Annotated in this window: 15 protein-coding genes and 1 riboswitch; of the genes, 12 read left to right on the top strand and 3 right to left on the bottom strand. The window is 71.4% G+C overall.

Going from position 1 to position 17,323, the window contains the following annotated elements; translation table 11 throughout:
- Positions 1–53: 53 nt before the first annotated feature.
- Positions 54–1,169, bottom strand: a complete 1,116-nt coding sequence (gcvT, locus tag OG625_RS11595; protein WP_329379011.1) for a glycine cleavage system aminomethyltransferase GcvT — start codon at positions 1,167–1,169, stop codon at positions 54–56.
- A 158-nt stretch (positions 1,170–1,327) separates the two neighbouring features.
- Positions 1,328–1,431, bottom strand: a riboswitch (glycine riboswitch).
- A gap of 208 nt (positions 1,432–1,639) precedes the next feature.
- On the opposite strand from gcvT, the gene OG625_RS11590 reads away from it, so the two are divergent.
- The 11 genes from OG625_RS11590 (at position 1,640) to OG625_RS11540 (ending at position 14,271) form a co-directional block, all read left to right on the top strand.
- Positions 1,640–2,326: an AAA family ATPase gene (locus OG625_RS11590; protein WP_329379009.1), complete on the top strand. Its 687-nt coding sequence runs from the start codon at positions 1,640–1,642 to the stop codon at positions 2,324–2,326.
- A gap of 353 nt (positions 2,327–2,679) precedes the next feature.
- Positions 2,680–3,423, top strand: coding sequence for an enhanced serine sensitivity protein SseB (locus OG625_RS11585; protein ID WP_329379007.1), 744 nt, complete (start codon positions 2,680–2,682; stop codon positions 3,421–3,423).
- Between the two features lie 61 nt (positions 3,424–3,484).
- Positions 3,485–4,225: an enhanced serine sensitivity protein SseB C-terminal domain-containing protein gene (locus OG625_RS11580; protein ID WP_329379005.1), complete on the top strand. Its 741-nt coding sequence runs from the start codon at positions 3,485–3,487 to the stop codon at positions 4,223–4,225.
- A 505-nt stretch (positions 4,226–4,730) separates the two neighbouring features.
- A complete protein-coding gene (locus OG625_RS11575) occupies positions 4,731–5,723 on the top strand; it encodes an ABC transporter permease (protein WP_329379003.1) in 993 nt (330 codons plus the stop codon).
- Between the two features lie 40 nt (positions 5,724–5,763).
- A complete protein-coding gene (locus OG625_RS11570) occupies positions 5,764–7,527 on the top strand; it encodes an ABC transporter substrate-binding protein (RefSeq protein ID WP_329379001.1) in 1,764 nt (587 codons plus the stop codon).
- A 135-nt stretch (positions 7,528–7,662) separates the two neighbouring features.
- Positions 7,663–8,664 (top strand): ABC transporter permease, encoded by a 1,002-nt coding sequence (locus OG625_RS11565; RefSeq protein ID WP_329378999.1) that lies wholly within the window; start codon positions 7,663–7,665, stop codon positions 8,662–8,664.
- Positions 8,661–9,782, top strand: a complete 1,122-nt coding sequence (locus OG625_RS11560; protein ID WP_443067700.1) for an ABC transporter ATP-binding protein — start codon at positions 8,661–8,663, stop codon at positions 9,780–9,782. Before OG625_RS11565 ends, OG625_RS11560 begins: the two co-directional genes overlap by 4 nt.
- On the top strand, positions 9,779–10,903 hold the full coding sequence (locus OG625_RS11555) for an ABC transporter ATP-binding protein (RefSeq protein ID WP_443067699.1): 1,125 nt from the start codon (positions 9,779–9,781) through the stop codon (positions 10,901–10,903). The genes OG625_RS11560 and OG625_RS11555 overlap by 4 nt, the downstream gene beginning before the upstream one ends.
- A 383-nt stretch (positions 10,904–11,286) precedes the next feature.
- Positions 11,287–11,943: a trimeric intracellular cation channel family protein gene (locus OG625_RS11550; protein WP_329378997.1), complete on the top strand. Its 657-nt coding sequence runs from the start codon at positions 11,287–11,289 to the stop codon at positions 11,941–11,943.
- 47 nt (positions 11,944–11,990) lie between these two features.
- On the top strand, positions 11,991–12,848 hold the full coding sequence (locus OG625_RS11545; RefSeq protein WP_329378994.1) for a thioesterase family protein: 858 nt from the start codon (positions 11,991–11,993) through the stop codon (positions 12,846–12,848).
- A gap of 259 nt (positions 12,849–13,107) precedes the next feature.
- Positions 13,108–14,271, top strand: a complete 1,164-nt coding sequence (locus tag OG625_RS11540) for a cysteine desulfurase family protein (protein WP_329378992.1) — start codon at positions 13,108–13,110, stop codon at positions 14,269–14,271.
- Between the two features lie 28 nt (positions 14,272–14,299).
- On the opposite strand, the gene OG625_RS11535 is transcribed toward OG625_RS11540, so the two are convergent.
- Entirely contained in the window at positions 14,300–14,956 is a 657-nt protein-coding gene (locus OG625_RS11535) for an N-acetylmuramoyl-L-alanine amidase (RefSeq protein WP_329378991.1), read from the bottom strand.
- 71 nt (positions 14,957–15,027) lie between these two features.
- Here OG625_RS11535 and mnmA point away from each other — a divergent pair, with 71 nt between their 5' ends.
- A complete protein-coding gene (gene mnmA / locus OG625_RS11530; RefSeq protein WP_329378989.1) occupies positions 15,028–16,176 on the top strand; it encodes a tRNA 2-thiouridine(34) synthase MnmA in 1,149 nt (382 codons plus the stop codon).
- 192 nt (positions 16,177–16,368) lie between these two features.
- Here mnmA and OG625_RS11525 read toward each other — a convergent pair whose 3' ends face one another.
- Positions 16,369–17,292 (bottom strand): NADP-dependent oxidoreductase, encoded by a 924-nt coding sequence (locus OG625_RS11525; RefSeq protein ID WP_329378987.1) that lies wholly within the window; start codon positions 17,290–17,292, stop codon positions 16,369–16,371.
- Positions 17,293–17,323: the final 31 nt, after the last annotated feature.

The following is a 17,323-nucleotide window of genomic DNA, read 5'->3' as shown; positions in this document are numbered from 1 at the left end:
GTACTGGGACATCGCCGCACGGGGCACCCGGGCGGCAGGCCTGACTACAAGGACTACTTCTGCCGCTTGTAGAACGGCAGAGCGACGACCTCGTACGGCTCATGCGTACCGCGAATGTCGACGCCGACGCCGGAGGCGCCGGGCGCGGCGTGCGCCGCGTCGACGTACGCCATCGCGATCGGCTTGCCCAGCGTCGGGGACGGGGCGCCCGAGGTGACCTCTCCGATGACCTGCCCGTCGGCGACGACGGGGAAGCCGGCGCGCGGGACGCGGCGGCCCTCGGCGATCAGGCCGACGAGCTTGCGCGGCGGGTTCGTGGCGGCGCGCTCGGCGGCGGCCTCCAGCGCGGCGCGGCCGACGAAGTCCCCCTCCTTCTCGAACTTGACTACCCGGCCCAGACCCGCGTCGAAGGGGGTGAGGGAGGTGGTCAGCTCGTGCCCGTACAGCGGCATGCCCGCTTCCAGACGCAGGGTGTCGCGGCAGGACAGGCCGGCCGGGACCAGGCCGACGCCCTCGCCGGCCTTGGTCAGCGCCTGCCACAGCTCCACGGCGTGCTCGGGGGAGACGAACAGCTCGAAGCCGTCCTCGCCCGTGTAGCCGGTGCGCGCGATCAGCGCGGGCACGCCGGCGACGGTGCCCGGGAGGCCTGCGTAGTACTTCAGCCCGTCCAGGTCGGCGTCGGTGAGGGAGGCGAGGATGCCGGGGGACTCCGGGCCCTGCACCGCGATCAGCGCGTACGCGTCGCGGTCGTCGCGGACCTCGGTGTCGAAGCCGGCGGCACGCTCGGTCAGGGCGTCGAGGACGACCTGGGCGTTGGAGGCGTTCGCGACGACCATGAACTCGGTCTCGCCGAGGCGGTAGACGATCAGGTCGTCGACGATGCCGCCGTCTTCCCGGCAGATGTGCGTGTAGCGGGCCCGGCCGACGCCGACGGTCGAGATGTTGCCGACCAGCGCGTAGTCCAGGGCCTTGACGGCCTCCGGGCCGGTCAGGGTGATCTCGCCCATGTGGGAGAGGTCGAAGAGACCGGCCTTGGTGCGGACGGCGTTGTGCTCGTCGCGCTCACTGGCGTACCGCAGGGGCATGTCCCAGCCCGCGAAGTCGGTCATGGTCGCACCGAGGGAACGGTGCAGCGCATCGAGGGCGGTCAGGCGGGGGGCAGTGCTCATGGGTGTGGCTCCCGGGTCCCAGGGCATGACATGACGAGGAGAGGTCCTCCCCATCTGTCATCGGAACCTGAGAGGTTCGCCGAGAGTTCCTGAGATGTCAGGGATCTGCGACTTGCACCTTGGGTGGAGCTGCCGAACAGCTCGCTTTTCAGATCTGCCTCATCCACGCGGTACGGGGCCTGAGAGATTCAAGGGAGGTTCTTGCTCCTTCGGCGCCCACGCACGGCCTTGCGGCGTGCCGGGACTCTCCCGCGCGGATTCAAGCGGCCGGTATGCAATTGGTGATGCGGTTGGTCCAGATGGCGCACATCATTGCACGCCGTGGTGGTGATCGGGTGGGTGGGTCCGAAAGATCGTGCGGTGTCCGGGGAGTGGACCGGAGCCGACCGGAACCGGGACTGCCGGATTACCGTCTCTTTACACTCAGTGGGCAAGGGTCCTGGTGACCCGATTCGGGGGAGGCGAACACTGTGCGGAGATTCGTAGGCGTGGCGGCGGCCGCGGGAAGCGTGGGCGCGGTACCGACGCAGCGTGGCGGCGGCGCGACGCGTGCGCGCGGACACGACGCCGGGCCCGTACGGGACCTGCGCGGGCCGGGCGTCCGGGGCCCGCAGCGGCTCCGCTTCGCCCAGGGCGACATCGTGGTCGTCTCCGGCCTGCCGGGCGGCGGCAAGAGCACGCTGATCAAGCGGGCCGCGGCCGAGGGCGGGTCCGAGGGCGGCGCCATCGACTCCCAGGACACCCGAGAGCGCTGGGAGCGCCGCATGCCGGGGGCGCTGCCGTACGCGGTGTACCGGCCGCTGGTGCGTGCCGCGCACTACTGGGGGCTGTGGCGCACGCTCCGCTCCGGGCGCTCCGTCGTCGTCCACGACTGCGGTACGCAGAGCTGGGTGCGGGCGCTCCTCGCGGCGGTGGCGCGGCGGCGGGGCCGGGCCCTGCACCTCCTCCTCCTGGACAGCAGCCCCGAGGAGGCGCTGTCGGGTCAGGCGGCGCGGGGGCGGCGGGTGTCGGCGTACGCCTTCGCCAGGCACCGGGGTGCGGTGAACCGCCTCCTGCGCGAAGCGGAAGCCGGTCGCCCCCCGGCGGGCTGCGCCTCGGCCACCCTCCTGGACCGCCGCTCCGCTGCCGCGGTGGCGCGCATCGCCTTCCACGACTGACCCGGCGGGGCGCGGCGCCGTTCCCGGGGCTCCGCCCCGGACTCTCTCCCCCAGCTACCGCTGGGAGGTGCCCCCACCAGACTCCGTCCGGGGGGACCCCCACGCCTCAAACGCCGGCCAGGCCGGATTGTGGCTGGTGCCGGCCGCCAGGTGCGGCCGGTGGGCCCGCAGGGCAATTCCAGCCCGGCGGGGCGGGAATTCAGCCCCTCCGGCGTTTGAGGAGCGGGGCCCGGGCGCAGCCCGGGGGCGCTTGCGCGGCGGCGCCGCAGAACGGACCGGCCCGGGGGCGTGCGGCGCGGCTCGGGCCGATAGCCTCGGGCACGACATCGGCGGGACGACGGAGGCAGGGGTACATGCACGGCGGCGGCTGGCCTGGGAACGAGCTGGAGCAGGTCCTCGGGGCGGCGCTCGGGCAGCCGGACGCCGGCGGGCGGATCCTGGAGGTGCTCGGCCGGAGCCAGGTCTGGGTGCCCCTGCCCGCCGGCGGAGGCCAAGGGCAGGGCGGCGCCGAGGGGCTGACCTTGCCCACCATGGACATCGGCGGAGCCGCGTACGTCCCGGTGTACAGCTCGGAGGCCCAGTTCCTCGCCTGCGTCGGCCCCGGCATGGACTTCGCCGTGGCCCCCGCCGTCGAGTTCGCCCGCGGCCTGCCCCCGCAGCTCGGCATCGCCCTCAACCCCGAGGGCGCCGTCGGCGTCCCCCTGCCCCCGCCCGCCGTCGCGGAGCTCTGCCGCACCGGCCGGAGCCCCCTCGACGGACCCGCCACCGGCGGCCGCGTGCGGCTCTACGAGCCGGACTGGCAGGAGGAACCGGTGGACTTCCTGAGCGCCGCCGCCGAGGAGTTCCGCGCCACCGGCGTGGTCTCCGCGGCCTACCGCTGCCTCGCGAGCGTCGAGGGCGGGGAGCCGCAGCTGTTCATCGGTGTCCGACTGGTGGGATGGGAGCCAGGGACCCGCAATGCCCCGATGGACGCCCTCGGCCGGGCCCTGACCCGTGTTCCGCCGCCCTGGCCGGTGCAGTTGATCCTGCTCGACGCCGCCGAGGACCCGGTCACGGACTGGATTCGTGAGCGCGTACGCCCCTTCTACCTCCCGTAGGGCCGCTTAAGCTGTTCACTCGTTGACGTCGGGCGGAAGCAGAGACGAGGAGGGGTACCGGGTGAGTGCGTCAGGCACGGCCGCGGCCGGGCAGGTCGAGCACAAGCTGCGCCAGGTGACTCCCGGGCGCTACGAGATCTACGAGTCGCTTCTGCACGCCCTCTCCGAGGGCCGGCTGTGGATGCTGCTGTGGCAGGGGCAGCCGGGCTCCCCGGACGCCCAGTACGGCGGCATGGAGGTCGAGGGCCTCGGGTACGCGCCCTGCGTGACCTCCCCGCAGGAGCTGGCCGCTAGTGGCTGGAACCGGGGCTACGAGGTGGTCACCGGCCGGGACATCGCCCGCGCGCTGTACCCCGACCGCTGGGGCCTGTGGCTCAACCCGCACGCCCAGGGCGGCGGCCTCGGCGTCCCGTGGGCGGACCTGCGCCGGATCGCCACGGGCCTGGAGCGGATGCCGGCCGGGCCGCTGCGGCTGTCCGAGCCCGCCATCGAGCTCCCGCAGTTCTACGGGCTGCTGACCCAGCACGCCCACCGGACGCCCGCCGTCCGCTCGCTCCGCCGCGCGTGGGTGCAGCCGGCGCTCGGGTCCCCGTACCTCGCGGTGGGGCTCGACCTGTACGACGCTTCGGCGCCCGCCCTGGAGTCCGTACGGGAGATGATGCGCCAGTCGGTCGGCGTCGTTCCCGAGGGCGTACCGGTGTGCACGGTGGCGCTCGCGGACGAGCACGACCCCGTCGCGATGTGGCTGCGCGCGCAGACCCGCCCCTTCTACGACCGCGAGGGCCAGGCACCTGCGTACTGACCGGGCGCACCCTCCGGCAGATGCCTACTTACGAGTAGAAACGTCGACTTCCAGACATCCGCATATTGAGACATCCATCTCGAAGGCCGCACCGAACGCATCGGTGCGGCCTTCGTCATATCCACCGAATCCACCCAAGATCCTTGCCTGAAATGGCAGTTGGGCAGGATGTCCGTTCCGCGCCGAACGTGCGGTGTTTCACCGCTCAACAGAGCCGATCGTTCGGATAACGGAAGCTGTCGGTGCAGATCACGGTTGCGCATCACATCCCCGGCAGGTCTGGCGGCCGATTGAGTGCCCGATGAAGACTCCCCACCCAAGAGCCCGGGTCAGTCCCGGAAGACCAGCTCTGTACGTGCACTTCGCTTGTTGTTCCACCGAGCACTTCCTGCACTTCACACGCGTCCTGTGTATCCCACGCACTCCGAGCGCCACTCCGCACCAACGCCGCTACAGCGGCGGGCATGGGCCGGCCACCCGTCGGCCGAGAGGGGTCCCCACCACGATGACGGCACCACTGCATGACACGAGCGCGGAAACACCCGCACCCGTGTCCGTAGCCGACGTCCCTGCCAAGGCCATCGAAGGCCGCTCGCCCGGCCGCATCGCCTGGATGCGGCTCAAGCGCGACAAGGTCGCGCTCACCGGCGGCGTGGTCGTGATCCTCCTGATCCTGGTGGCGGTATTCGCGCCGCAGATCGTGAGCTTGCTGGGCCACCCGCCCAACGAGTTCCACGAGGACCTGATCGACCCGGACCTCGGCACGCCGATCGGCTCCTTCGGCGGCATGAGCTCCGACTTCCTGCTGGGCGTCGAACCCACCAACGGGCGCGACGTGTTCAGCCGGATCGTCTACGGCGCCCGGATCTCCCTGGTCGTCGCGTTCCTCGCGGCCTTCGTGTCGGTCGTCATCGGCGTCCTGCTCGGTGCGCTCGCCGGGTTCCTCGGCGGCTGGGTCGACGGCGTCATCAGCCGCGTGATGGACCTGCTGCTGGCCTTCCCGCAGCTGCTGTTCACCATCGCGCTGGTCTCCGTCGTCCCCAACTCCCTCTGGGGGTTCTCGGGTTCGGGCGTCCGCATGGGCGTGCTGGTCGTCGTCATCGGATTCTTCGGGTGGCCGTACATCGGCCGCATCGTCCGGGGGCAGACGATCTCCCTGCGGGAGCGCGAGTACGTCGAGGCCGCTCGCAGCCTCGGCGCCGGGCGCGGCTACATCCTGATCAAGGAGCTGCTGCCCAACCTGGTCGCCCCGATCCTCGTCTACTCGACGCTGATCATCCCGACCAACATCCTGACGGAAGCGGCCCTCAGCTTCCTCGGCGCCGGCGTCAAGCCGCCGACGGCCTCCTGGGGAAAGATGCTGTCCGACGCCATCCCCATCTACCAGGACGACCCCATGTACATGGTGGTCCCCGGTATCACGATCTTCATCACCGTCCTGGCGTTCAACCTCTTTGGGGACGGGCTGCGTGACGCACTCGACCCCAAGGGCAGCTGAACCGCTCAACGATTCACCCACCTATGGAGGTTGGACAACCGTGATCCGCAGAAAGCAGGCACTCGCGATCACCGCCGTGATCGCCGCCCTGTCGCTGACCGCCGCGTGCGGTGGCGAAGACGGCAAGAAGACCGAGGGCAAGAACACCGGCGGTGCCGCCGCGTTCAACGCCGCCACCACCGGCGTCGTGAACCCGTCGACCACCAAGGGTGGCGAGCTCAAGCTCTGGTCGCCGCAGGACGTCGACTACCTGGACCCGGCGCGTGCCTACTACGGCTTCGTCTGGAACATGCAGCGCCTCTACATCCGTCAGCTGCTCGCGTACGACAGCAAGCCGGGCAAGGACGGCACCAAGCTGGTCCCGGACCTCGCCGAGGCCCTGCCGGTCCTGAGCAACGACGGCAAGACGTACACCGTCAAGATCAAGGACGGCGTGAAGTTCGAGGACGGTACGCCGATCACCTCGAAGGACTTCAAGTACGGCATCGAGCGCGTCTTCGCGCAGGACGTGCTGTCCGGCGGTCCCACGTACCTGATCGACCTGCTCGACCAGGGCCAGAAGTACCCCGGCCCGTACAAGGACAGCGACCCCAACAAGATGGGTCTGAAGTCCGTCGAGACGCCGGACGACAAGACGATCGTCTTCAACCTGGCGAGCGCCAACTCCGACTTCAGCTACCTGCTGGCCATGCCGTCCTCCTCGCCGGTCCCGATGAGCAAGGACGAGGGCGCGACGTACACCAACAAGCCGGTCTCCACCGGCCCGTACAAGGTCGAGAGCTTCACCGCGGGCAAGGGTGCGACCTTCGTCCGCAACGAGCACTGGGACCCGAAGACGGACACGATCCGCACGGGTCTGCCGGACAAGGTCTCCTTCACGGTGACGACCAACCCGGACGACATGGACCAGCGTCTGCTGTCCGGCGACATCGACCTCGCGGTCGACGGCACCGGTATGCAGCAGGCCGGCAAGAACAAGGTCCTCAAGGACGAGGAGCTGAAGAAGAACGCGGACAACCCGTTCACGGGCTACATCCGCTACTTCGTCTTCCCGCAGACCGTCGCGCCGTTCGACAACATCGAGTGCCGCAAGGCCGTCATCTACGCGGCCGACCCGAAGTCCCTGCAGACCGCCCGCGGCGGCCCGACCAGCGGTGACCTCGGCGCCAACATGCTGCCGCCCGGCATCCCCGGCTCGGACAAGTCCTACGACCCCTACGGTCTGACGAAGGGCGAGCCGCAGGAGGCCAAGGCCAAGGAGGCCCTCGCGGCCTGTGGCAAGCCGGACGGCTTCGAGACCACCATCGCGGTGCGCAACAACCGCGCCCCCGAGGTGAAGACCGCCGAGTCCCTCCAGGCGGCGCTCGCCAAGGTCGGCATCAAGGCGACGATCGACCAGTACGACGGCAAGCTCTCCTCCTCCGTGATCGGCTCGCCCGAGAACGTGAAGAAGAAGAACTACGGCATCATCGTGATGGGCTGGGGTGCCGACTACAACTCCGGCGCCGGCTTCCTGCAGCCGCTGGTCGACGGGTCGTTCATCGCCCAGAACGCCAACAACAACTTCTCGATGCTCGACGACCCCGAGGTCAACGGGCTCTTCGACAAGGCCGCCGCCGCCGCGACGCCCGAGGCCGCAGCCCCGTTCTACACGGACATCAACAAGAAGATCATGGAGAAGGCCCTCTACCTCCCGATCAACTTCGACAAGGCGTTCGTGTACCACAACCCGCGCCTGACCAACGTCTACTTCAACGACTCGTTGGGCAAGATCGACCTCGCCGTCCTCGGCGTCGTCAAGTAACCGCAGGCCCAACAAAGCACGCAAGTAAGTGCCTTCACCGCACATGCGCTAGTCCGAAGGGCAGGTGAAGGCCGCAGGCGGTGGCCGCCGTCCCCACGAGGGACGGCGGCCACCCGCCCCGGGCGGCCGACTGCAGTGCTCGTCTACCTCATACGGCGGCTGTTCAATGTCGTCGCCACGCTGCTGGTGGTCTCCGTGGTCACCTTCGGCATCTTCTTCGCGGTCCCGAAGCTGACCGGCAGCGACCCCGCACTCATGTACGCGGGCCGCGAGACCAACGAGACCGCCCTGGCGGGCATCCGCGTGAAGATGGGCTTCGACAAGCCCATCTCCGAGCAGTACCTGCTCTTCCTCAAGGGCATCTTCGCCGGCCGCGACTACGACGGCGGCACGGATGTCACGCACTGCGCGGCGCCTTGCTTCGGCTACTCCTTCAAGACCGAGGCGCCCGTCTGGGAGACCATGCTCGACCGGATGCCGGTCACCCTCTCGCTCGCCCTCGGGGCGGCCGTGATCTGGGTGATCGCCGGTGTGGCCACCGGCGTGGTCTCGGCGCTCAAGCGCCGGACCGCCCTCGACCGCACCGTCATGATCGGAGCGCTCGCCGGCGTTTCCCTGCCGATCTTCTTCACCGGCATGGTGGCCCCCGCGATCTTCGTCTACGGCCTCGGCTGGCTGGAGGTCTCCAACTACAAACCTCTGACCGAGGATCCGGTGGCCTGGCTCAACAGCCTGATCCTGCCCTGGATCACCCTCGCCTTCCTCTTCGCCGCCACCTACGCCCGCATCACCCGCGCCACGATGCTGGAGGTCCTCGGCGAGGACTACATCCGTACGGCCCGCGCCAAGGGCCTCACGGAAGGCGTGGTCATCCGCAAGCACGCCCTGCGCTCCACCCTCACCCCGATCGTCACCATGTTCGGCCTCGACCTCGGCGGACTGCTCGGCGGCGCGGTGCTCACCGAGACGACCTTCAACTTCCAGGGTCTGGGAACGGCCGCCGTGGCGGCGATCGGCGCCGGCGACCTCCCCGTGATCATGGGAGTCACCCTGCTCGCCGCGCTCTTCGTGGTGATGGCCAACCTGATCGTGGACCTGCTGTACGCCGTCATCGACCCGCGCGTGAGGCTGACGTGACCGAGACCCCCGCCTCTTCCTCCGGCACCTCCGCCACCTCCGGCGAGCCGGCCTTCGTCCCACAGCAGGCCGGGCCGCGGGACGGATCCTTCCTCTCCGTGCGCGACCTCAAGGTGCACTTCCCGACCGACGACGGACTGGTCAAGTCCGTCGACGGGCTCACCTTCGACCTGGAGCGCGGCAAGACGCTCGGGATCGTCGGCGAGTCCGGTTCCGGCAAGTCGGTGACCTCCCTGGCCATCATGGGCCTGCACCGCACCGGCAACGCGCGCAGCCGCCCGCACATCTCGGGCGAGGTGATCCTCGACGGCGAGGAGCTCGTCAGCGCCGACGCCGACTACGTGCGCAGGCTCCGCGGCCGCAAGATGGCCATGGTCTTCCAGGACCCGCTCTCCGCGATGCACCCGTACTACACGGTCGGCGCGCAGATCGTCGAGGCCTACCGGACCCACCAGGGCGTCGACAAGAAGACGGCCCGCAAGCGGGCCGTCGAGATGCTCGACCGCGTGGGCATCCCGGAGCCCCACCGGCGCGTGGACGCGTACCCGCACGAGTTCTCCGGCGGCATGCGCCAGCGCGCGATGATCGCGATGGCGCTCGTCAACAACCCCGAACTGCTCATCGCGGACGAGCCGACGACCGCCCTGGACGTCACCGTCCAGGCGCAGATCCTCGACCTCATCCGGGATCTGCAGAAGGAGTTCGGCTCGGCGGTCATCATGATCACGCACGACCTCGGCGTGGTCGCGGAGATGGCCGACGAGATCCTCGTGATGTACGGCGGCCGGTGCATCGAGCGGGGCACCGCCGAGAAGGTCTTCTACGAACCCCGGCACCCCTACACCTGGGGGCTGCTGGGTTCGATGCCGCGCATCGACCGCGAGCAGACCGAGCGCCTCATCCCGGTCAAGGGTTCGCCGCCCAGCCTCATCAACATCCCCAGCGGCTGTGCCTTCAACCCGCGCTGCCCGTACGCCGACGTACCCAAGGGCAACGTGACCCGCACGGTACGGCCGGAGCTGGTAGAGGAGGACGGCAGCCGCCACTGGTCCGCCTGCCACATGTCGCAGGAAGAGCGGACCCGGATCTGGACCGAAGAGATTGCGCCGAAGCTGTGACCGAGACGCCCGAATCCAAGAAGACGGCCGCGGCCGCCGCCATCCCCGCGCAGGCCACGGACTCGGCCGACGCTCCGGAGCTGCTGCTCAAGGTCACCGGCCTGACGAAGCACTTCCCCATCACGAAGGGGCTGCTGAGGAAGCAGGTGGGCGCGGTCAAGGCCGTCGACGGTCTCGACTTCGACGTCCGGCGCGGTGAGACCCTCGGCGTCGTCGGCGAGTCCGGCTGCGGCAAGTCGACCATGGGTCGGCTGATCACGCGGCTGCTCGAACCGACCGGCGGCAAGATCGAGTTCGGCGGCAAGGACATCACGCACCTCGGGGTGACGGGCATGCGCCCGCTGCGCCGCGACGTGCAGATGATCTTCCAGGACCCGTACGGCTCGCTGAACCCGCGCCACACCGTGGGTGCCATCGTCGGGGCGCCGTTCAAGCTCCAGAAGGTCACCCCGGAGGGCGGCCTCAAGGCGGAGGTGCAGCGGCTGCTGCAGCTCGTGGGCCTCAACCCCGAGCACTACAACCGCTACCCGCACGAGTTCTCGGGCGGGCAGCGCCAGCGCATCGGCATCGCGCGGGCCCTGGCTCTCAAGCCGAAGCTGGTCGTCGCGGACGAGCCCGTCTCGGCCCTCGACGTCTCCATCCAGGCCCAGGTGGTCAACCTGCTGGACGACCTCCAGGAGGAGCTCGGCCTCACGTACGTGATCATCGCGCACGACCTGTCCGTCATCCGGCACGTCTCGGACCGCATCGCGGTGATGTACCTCGGCAAGATCGTCGAGCTGGCCGACAACAAGTCCCTGTACGAGGCGCCGATGCACCCGTACACGACGGCCCTGATGTCGGCGGTCCCGGTCCCGGACCCGCGCCGGCGCGGTGCGAAGAGCGGCCGCATCCTGCTCAAGGGCGACGTGCCGTCGCCGATCTCGCCGCCGAGTGGTTGCCGCTTCCACACGCGGTGCTGGAAGGCCACGCAGGTCTGCACGACGCAGGAGCCGCCGCTGGTGGCCCTGAAGACGGGCCACCAGGTGGCCTGCCACCACCCGGAGAACGCCCCCGACCAGGCCCCGGGCGACAAGCCCCTGCCGGGCGCGGCGGACGCGGTGGACACGATTTCGGAGTAGCGGCCGAAAAGACGGGGCCGGGGAGCCCACAACGGCCCCCGGCCCCACCGGCACGCCTGCCCTGCGGGTTCGCCCGGCCCGCTGCGCACGCTTGCCCCGGCTCCCGGCTCTGTAGGCACACCCGCTGCGCGGTCACGTCAGGCCCGCCCGCGGTTCTTCGCTTCCGCCGGGCGAAATCCAGCCCCGCCGGCGTTTGAGGCGTGGGGGTCCCCCCGGACGGAGTCTGGGGGAGGGTCTGGGGCGGAGCCCCAGGGCTTGGAGCCGCGCAGGCAGGCGGCCTCAGCCCCGGCGGCCCGCAGCCGGGCGGCACCGGCCGGCGGCCCGCGGGCACCGGCCCGGCGGCCCCGGCGTTCAGCGAGCGCGCCGCAGGCGACAATGGCTCGGTGCTCCACGATCTCTTCCCGCCCGGGATCCAGCATGCGCTGGACCTCGCCGGCATCTTCGTCTTCGCCACCGCCGGCGCGCTGCTCGCCGTCCGCAAGAACTTCGACGTCTTCGGCATCGCCGTCCTCGCCCTGGTCACGGCCCTCGGCGGCGGCCTCTTCCGCGACCTCGTCATCGGTGCGACCCCCGCCGCCGCCTTCGGCGAGCTCAGCTTCTTCGTGACCCCCCTGATCGCCGCCGCGATCGTCTTCTTCCTGCACCCCGAGGTCCAGCGGATCAACCGCGCCATCAACGTCTTCGACGCCGCCGGCCTCGCCCTCTTCTGCGTGACGGGCACCACCAAGGCCTACGAGTACGGCCTCGGTCTCACCGCCTCCGCCGCGCTCGGCGTCGCCACGGCCGTCGGCGGCGGCGTCCTGCGCGACGTGCTCGTCAACGAGGTGCCGTCCCTGCTCCGCGACCGCGAGATGTACGCCGTCCCCGCCGTCGTCGGGGCCGCGATCGTCGCGCTCTCCATCGCCTTCGAGTCCCTCAACGCCTTCACCACCGGCCTGGCGATCGTCACCACCTTCGTGCTGCGCCTCCTCGCCATGCGCTACCACTGGCGGGCCCCGCTGGCCTGGAACCGCCGCTCGTCGGTGGCCGAAGAGCCGTAACCCAACAAAGCTACCGCTTAGTAGTGAGCGGGTGTACCGTCGTTTACATGTCACACGCAGCTGCCAAGGCGTCCATCGGCGACAGCGAGTTCGACCGCGACACCACCATCACCGCCCGCGCGGGCGAGCCCGGGGTGTACGACGCGGAACTCTCCGCCGGCTGGACGATCATCACCGCCGTCAACGGCGGCTACCTGCTGGCCCTGGTCGGCCGGGCCCTGTCCGCGGCCCTGCCGCACCCGGACCCGTTCACCGTCTCCGCGCACTACCTGACCTCCTCCGTGCCCGGCCCCGCCGTCATCCGCACGCAGGTCGTCCGCGTCGGCCGCACCCTCTCCACCGGCCAGGCCTCGCTGTTCCAGTACGACGAGAGCGGCGCCGAGGTCGAGCGCATCCGCGTCCTCGCCTCCTTCGGCGACCTCGCCTCGCTCCCGGACGACGTCCGCACCACCGCCGCCGTGCCCGTCATGCCGGCCTACGAGGACTGCCTCGGCGCGGAGGCCGGTCCGGCCCCAATCCCCGGCAGCTCCGCGATCGTCGACCGGCTCCGGCTGCGCCTGGACCCGGCGACCGCCGGCTGGGCCGTCGGCGCACCCTCGGGCAAGGGCGAGATGCGGGCCTGGTTCGAGCTGGCCGACGGCCGCGACGCCGACCCGCTGTCCATGCTCCTCGCCGTGGACGCGCTGCCGCCCACCGTCTTCGACCTCGGCCTGATCGGCTGGGCCCCCACGGTGGAACTCACCACCCACATCCGCCGTCGCCCCGCCCCCGGCCCGCTCCGCGTCTCCATCACCACCCGGAACCTGGCCGGCGGCTTCCTGGAAGAGGACGCCGAGGTCTGGGACTCCGCGGACCACCTGGTCGCCCAGTCCCGCCAACTGGCCCGCGCCCCGCGCCAGGTCTGACCGAGGCCGCCGCCCGCTCCCGCTGCGCCCCCGCCGTGCCTCCGGCTCCGCCGGGCAAAATCCAGCCCCGCCGGCGTTTGAGGCGCGGGGTCCGGGGCGGAGCCCCGGGGCGGCCGCCAGGCCGCTGTAGTGACCAGCTCCGCGGAGCGGCCCCGCGCCCGCACGCATCCGCGCCCGCACGCATCCGCGGCACCCGCCCGGGAGGGCCGAGGTCCCGCGGGGCAGAGCGGCGCTTACGGCCTCGTAGAATCGGGGGATCATGGCCTACCTCGACCACGCCGCCACCACCCCGATGCTGCCGGAGGCCGCCGCGGCGATGACCGCGCAGTTCTCCGCCACGGGGAACGCGTCCTCCCTCCACGCCGCCGGCCGCCGGGCCCGCCGTACCGTCGAGGAGGCCCGCGAGGCCTTCGCCGAAGCGGTCGGCGCCCGCCCGAGCGAGGTGGTCTTCACCGCCGGCGGCACCGAGGCCGACAACCTCGCCGTCAAGGGCCTGTACTGGGCCCGGCGCGACGCGGACCCCGCCCGGACCAGGGTCCTCGCCAGCCCCGTCGAGCACCACGCCGTGCTCGACGCCGTCCACTGGCTCGCCGAGCACGAGGGCGCGCGGGTCGAGTACCTGCCCGTCGACCGCTACGGCCGCGTGCACCCCGAGGCCTTCCGCGAAGCCGTCGAACGAAACCCCGACGACGTGGCCCTGGCCACGGTCATGTGGGCCAACAACGAGATCGGCACCGTCATGCCGGTCCGCGAACTGGCGGCCGTCGCCGGTGAGTACGGCATCCCGCTGCACTCCGACGCCGTCCAGGCCTTCGGGCAGCTCGACGTCCACTTCGGCGACAGCGGCCTCGCCGCCATGACCGTCAGCAGCCACAAGGTCGGCGGCCCCTACGGCATCGGCGCCCTGCTGCTCGGCCGGGACCAGACCCCCGTACCCATCCTGCACGGCGGCGGCCAGGAGCGGCACGTACGCTCCGGGACCCTCGACGTGCCGGCCATCGCCTCCTTCGCGGTGGCCGCCGTACTCGCCGCCGAGCGGCGGGAACGCTTCGCCACGGAGATCGGCGCCCTGCGCGACGAACTCGTCGCCGCCGTCCGCGCGGCCGTGCCGGACGCCGTCCTCGGGGGAGACCCCGACGACCGGCTCCCGGCCAACGCCCACTTCAGCTTCCCCGGCTGCGAGGGGGACTCCCTGCTGCTCCTGCTCGACGCCCAGGGCATCGAGTGCTCCACCGGCTCCGCCTGCACCGCCGGCGTGGCCCAGCCCAGCCACGTCCTGCTGGCCACCGGAACCGACCCGAAGCTGGCCCGCGGCACCCTGCGCTTCTCCCTGGGCCACACCTCCACGAAGGAGGACGTGGCGGCCCTGGCGGCAGCCATCGGCCCGGCCGTGGACCGCGCCCGCACGGCGGGCCTCAGCTAGCGCTGCCGCCGCACGGCCGCGGCGGGCGTCACGAGCCCAGGGCGTCCTTGACGAGGCGGATGTACCGGTTCCAGTCCCAGTGGCGGCCGGGGTCCGTGTGGTCGGCGCCCGGGACCTCGGAGTGGCCCACGATGTGCTTGCGGTCGGCGGGTATGCCGTAGCGGCGGCAGATGTCGGCGGCCAGCCGGGCCGAGGCCTCGTACATCGCGTCCGTGAAGTCCTTCGGCCGGTCCACGAAGCCCACGTGCTCGATGCCGACGCTCCGCTCGTTCATCGAGCGGTTCCCCGCGTGGAAGGCCACGTCGAGCTCGCGCACCATCTGCTCCACGTGCCCGTCCCCGCGCACGATGTAGTGCGCCGACGCCTTGTGCCACGGGTTCTTGAAGGCGCCCACCGAGGACTCGAAGCCGCCCTGTGTGACGTGCACGACGATCCGGTCGACCCGGTAGTCGTCGGGCCGGTCCGCGAGCCGCCAGTTCGCCGGCGAGGCCGCCGTCCAGCTCGCGCCCGGGTGGTCGATCTCACCCTCCTTGCGCGGCTTGGCCACCCCCGGCACCAGCCACCAGGCCCGGCCGATCTCCTCCCGGCCCGCGATCGCCGCCACCGTGAAGACCCCGAGCCCCCCGAACAGCACCGCCCTGCGGGTCCGCCCCGGCGGCTTCTTCCCCTCATTGCCCTGCTTCACCACGTGATCCACCCCCCACACGCGATAACGCGCTGTGACTCCTTGCGGTTCCCCGTACCCTGGACGGTGCTATGACTGAGAACCTGCCGCGCACCGCCCGCCCCCTCCGCGTCCTGGCCGCCATGTCCGGCGGAGTGGACTCCGCCGTCGCCGCCGCCCGCGCGGTCGAAGCCGGGCACGACGTGACCGGCGTCCACCTGGCGCTCTCCGCGAACCCGCAGTCCTTCCGGACCGGCGCCCGCGGCTGCTGCACCATCGAGGACTCCCGTGACGCCCGCCGCGCCGCCGACGTCATCGGCATCCCCTTCTACGTCTGGGACCTCGCCGAGCGCTTCCGCGAGGACGTCGTCGAGGACTTCATCTCCGAGTACGAGGCCGGGCGCACCCCGAACCCCTGCCTGCGCTGCAACGAGAAGATCAAGTTCGCGGCGCTGCTCGACAAGGCCCTCGCCCTCGGCTTCGACGCCGTCTGCACCGGCCACTACGCCACCGTCGTGCTGAACGAGGACGGCTCCCGCGAGCTGCACCGCGCCTCCGACATGGCCAAGGACCAGTCGTACGTGCTCGGCGTCCTCGACGAGAAGCAGCTCGCCCACGCCCTCTTCCCGCTCGGTGACACCCTCACCACCAAGGAAGAGATCCGCGCCGAGGCCGAGGAGCGGGGTCTGGCCGTCGCGAAGAAGCCCGACAGCCACGACATCTGCTTCATCGCCGACGGCGACACCCAGGGCTTCCTCGCGAACCGCCTGGGCAAGGCGGAGGGCGACATCGTCGACGCGGCGACCGGTGAGAAGGTAGGCACCCACGAGGGCGCCTTCGGCTTCACCATCGGCCAGCGCAAGGGCCTGCGCATCGGCCACCCGGCTCCCGACGGCAAGCCGCGCTACGTCCTCGACATCTCCCCGGTGAACAACACCGTCACCGTCGGCCCCGTCGAGGCCCTCGACGTCAGCGCCCTCACCGCGATCCGCCCCCGCTGGTGCGGATCGACGGCCGCGGCCCCGGGCACCTACACCGCGCAGCTGCGCGCCCACGGCGGCGAGACCGAGGTCTTCGCCGAGCTCGTGGACGGCGAGCTGCGGGTCTCCTTCACGGAGCCGGTCCGCGGTGTGGCCCCCGGCCAGGCGATCGTGCTGTACGACGGCACGCGCGTGGTCGGCTCCGCCACCATCGCGACGACGACGCGGGCGGCGTCGGTCTCGGCCTCCGCCCAGGCCTAGGCGGCTTCTTCCCCCAGCGCGCGGGGCGGCCCGGCCGTGGCCGGGCGCGCGCCGGGGCGTCTCCTCGGGCGTCGAACGGTTCCAGGGGTCGGTGGGCCGAGCGGGGTTGCGTTCGACGCCCTGCGGGGACGCCCCGACACACACCCGGCCCCGTCCGAGCCTGCGGGGACTGGCCCGGGGCGCGGGGGCGGCCTAGGCCACCGTCAGGACGATCTTGCCGGTGGTCCGGCCCTGCTCGCCCAGTTCGTGGGCCTTCGCGGCCTGCTCCAGCGGCAGCACGGTGTCGATGACCGGGCGCAGCTTCTGCTGGTCGACCAGGGCCGCGATCTCGATCAGGCCCCGGTGGTCGGGCTCCACCAGGGTCCAGCCGGTGTGCACGCCGTCCGCGTCGGCCGGTACGTCGTCCGGGGAGGGCAGGGTCACCAGGTGGCCGCCCGGCTTCAGCACCTTCAGTGAGCGCCGCCCGTGGTCCCCGCCGAGGGCGTCGATCACGACGTCCACGTCCGTGACGACGTCCTCGAAGTCCGTGGTGCGGTAGTCGATCACCTCGTCGGCGCCCAGCTCGCGCAGCAACTCGTGCTTGCCCGCGCTCGCGGTGCCGATCACGTACGCGCCCCGCGCCTTGGCGATCTGTACGGCCAGGTGGCCGACCCCGCCGGCCGCCGCGTGCACCAGCACCCGCTGCCCGGCCGAGACGCCGGCGGTGTCCACCAGCGCCTGCCAGGCGGTCAGTGCCGCCAGCGGCAGCGCGGCCGCACCCACGTGGTCCAGCGAGGCGGGCTTGCGGGCGAAGTGCCGGGCCGGGCCCACCACGTACTCGGCGTAACCGCCCGCCTGCCGGGGGAAGAGGGGCATGCCGTACACCTCGTCGCCCGGGGCGTACAGGGTCACGCCGGGGCCGACCGCCTCGACGGTGCCCGAGACGTCCCAGCCGACGATCGGGGTCTCGCCCCAGGTGATCAGTCCGCCGGTGGCCCGGGTCTTCCAGTCGACCGGGTTCACGCCGGCCGCGTGGACGCGCACCAGGATCTCGTTCAGGCCGGGCTCGGGCCGCTCGATCTCGGTCTCGGACAGGACCTCGGGGCCGCCCCACTGGTTTACGACGACTGCACGCATTTCTTCTTCTCCTCGAACGGTTTCCGCAGTT

This window comes from Streptomyces sp. NBC_01351, assembly GCF_036237315.1.
Taxonomy (GTDB): domain Bacteria; phylum Actinomycetota; class Actinomycetes; order Streptomycetales; family Streptomycetaceae; genus Streptomyces.
The sequence above is the reverse complement of the archived record's forward strand: the minus strand, read 5'-3'. Positions and strand labels throughout refer to the sequence as shown.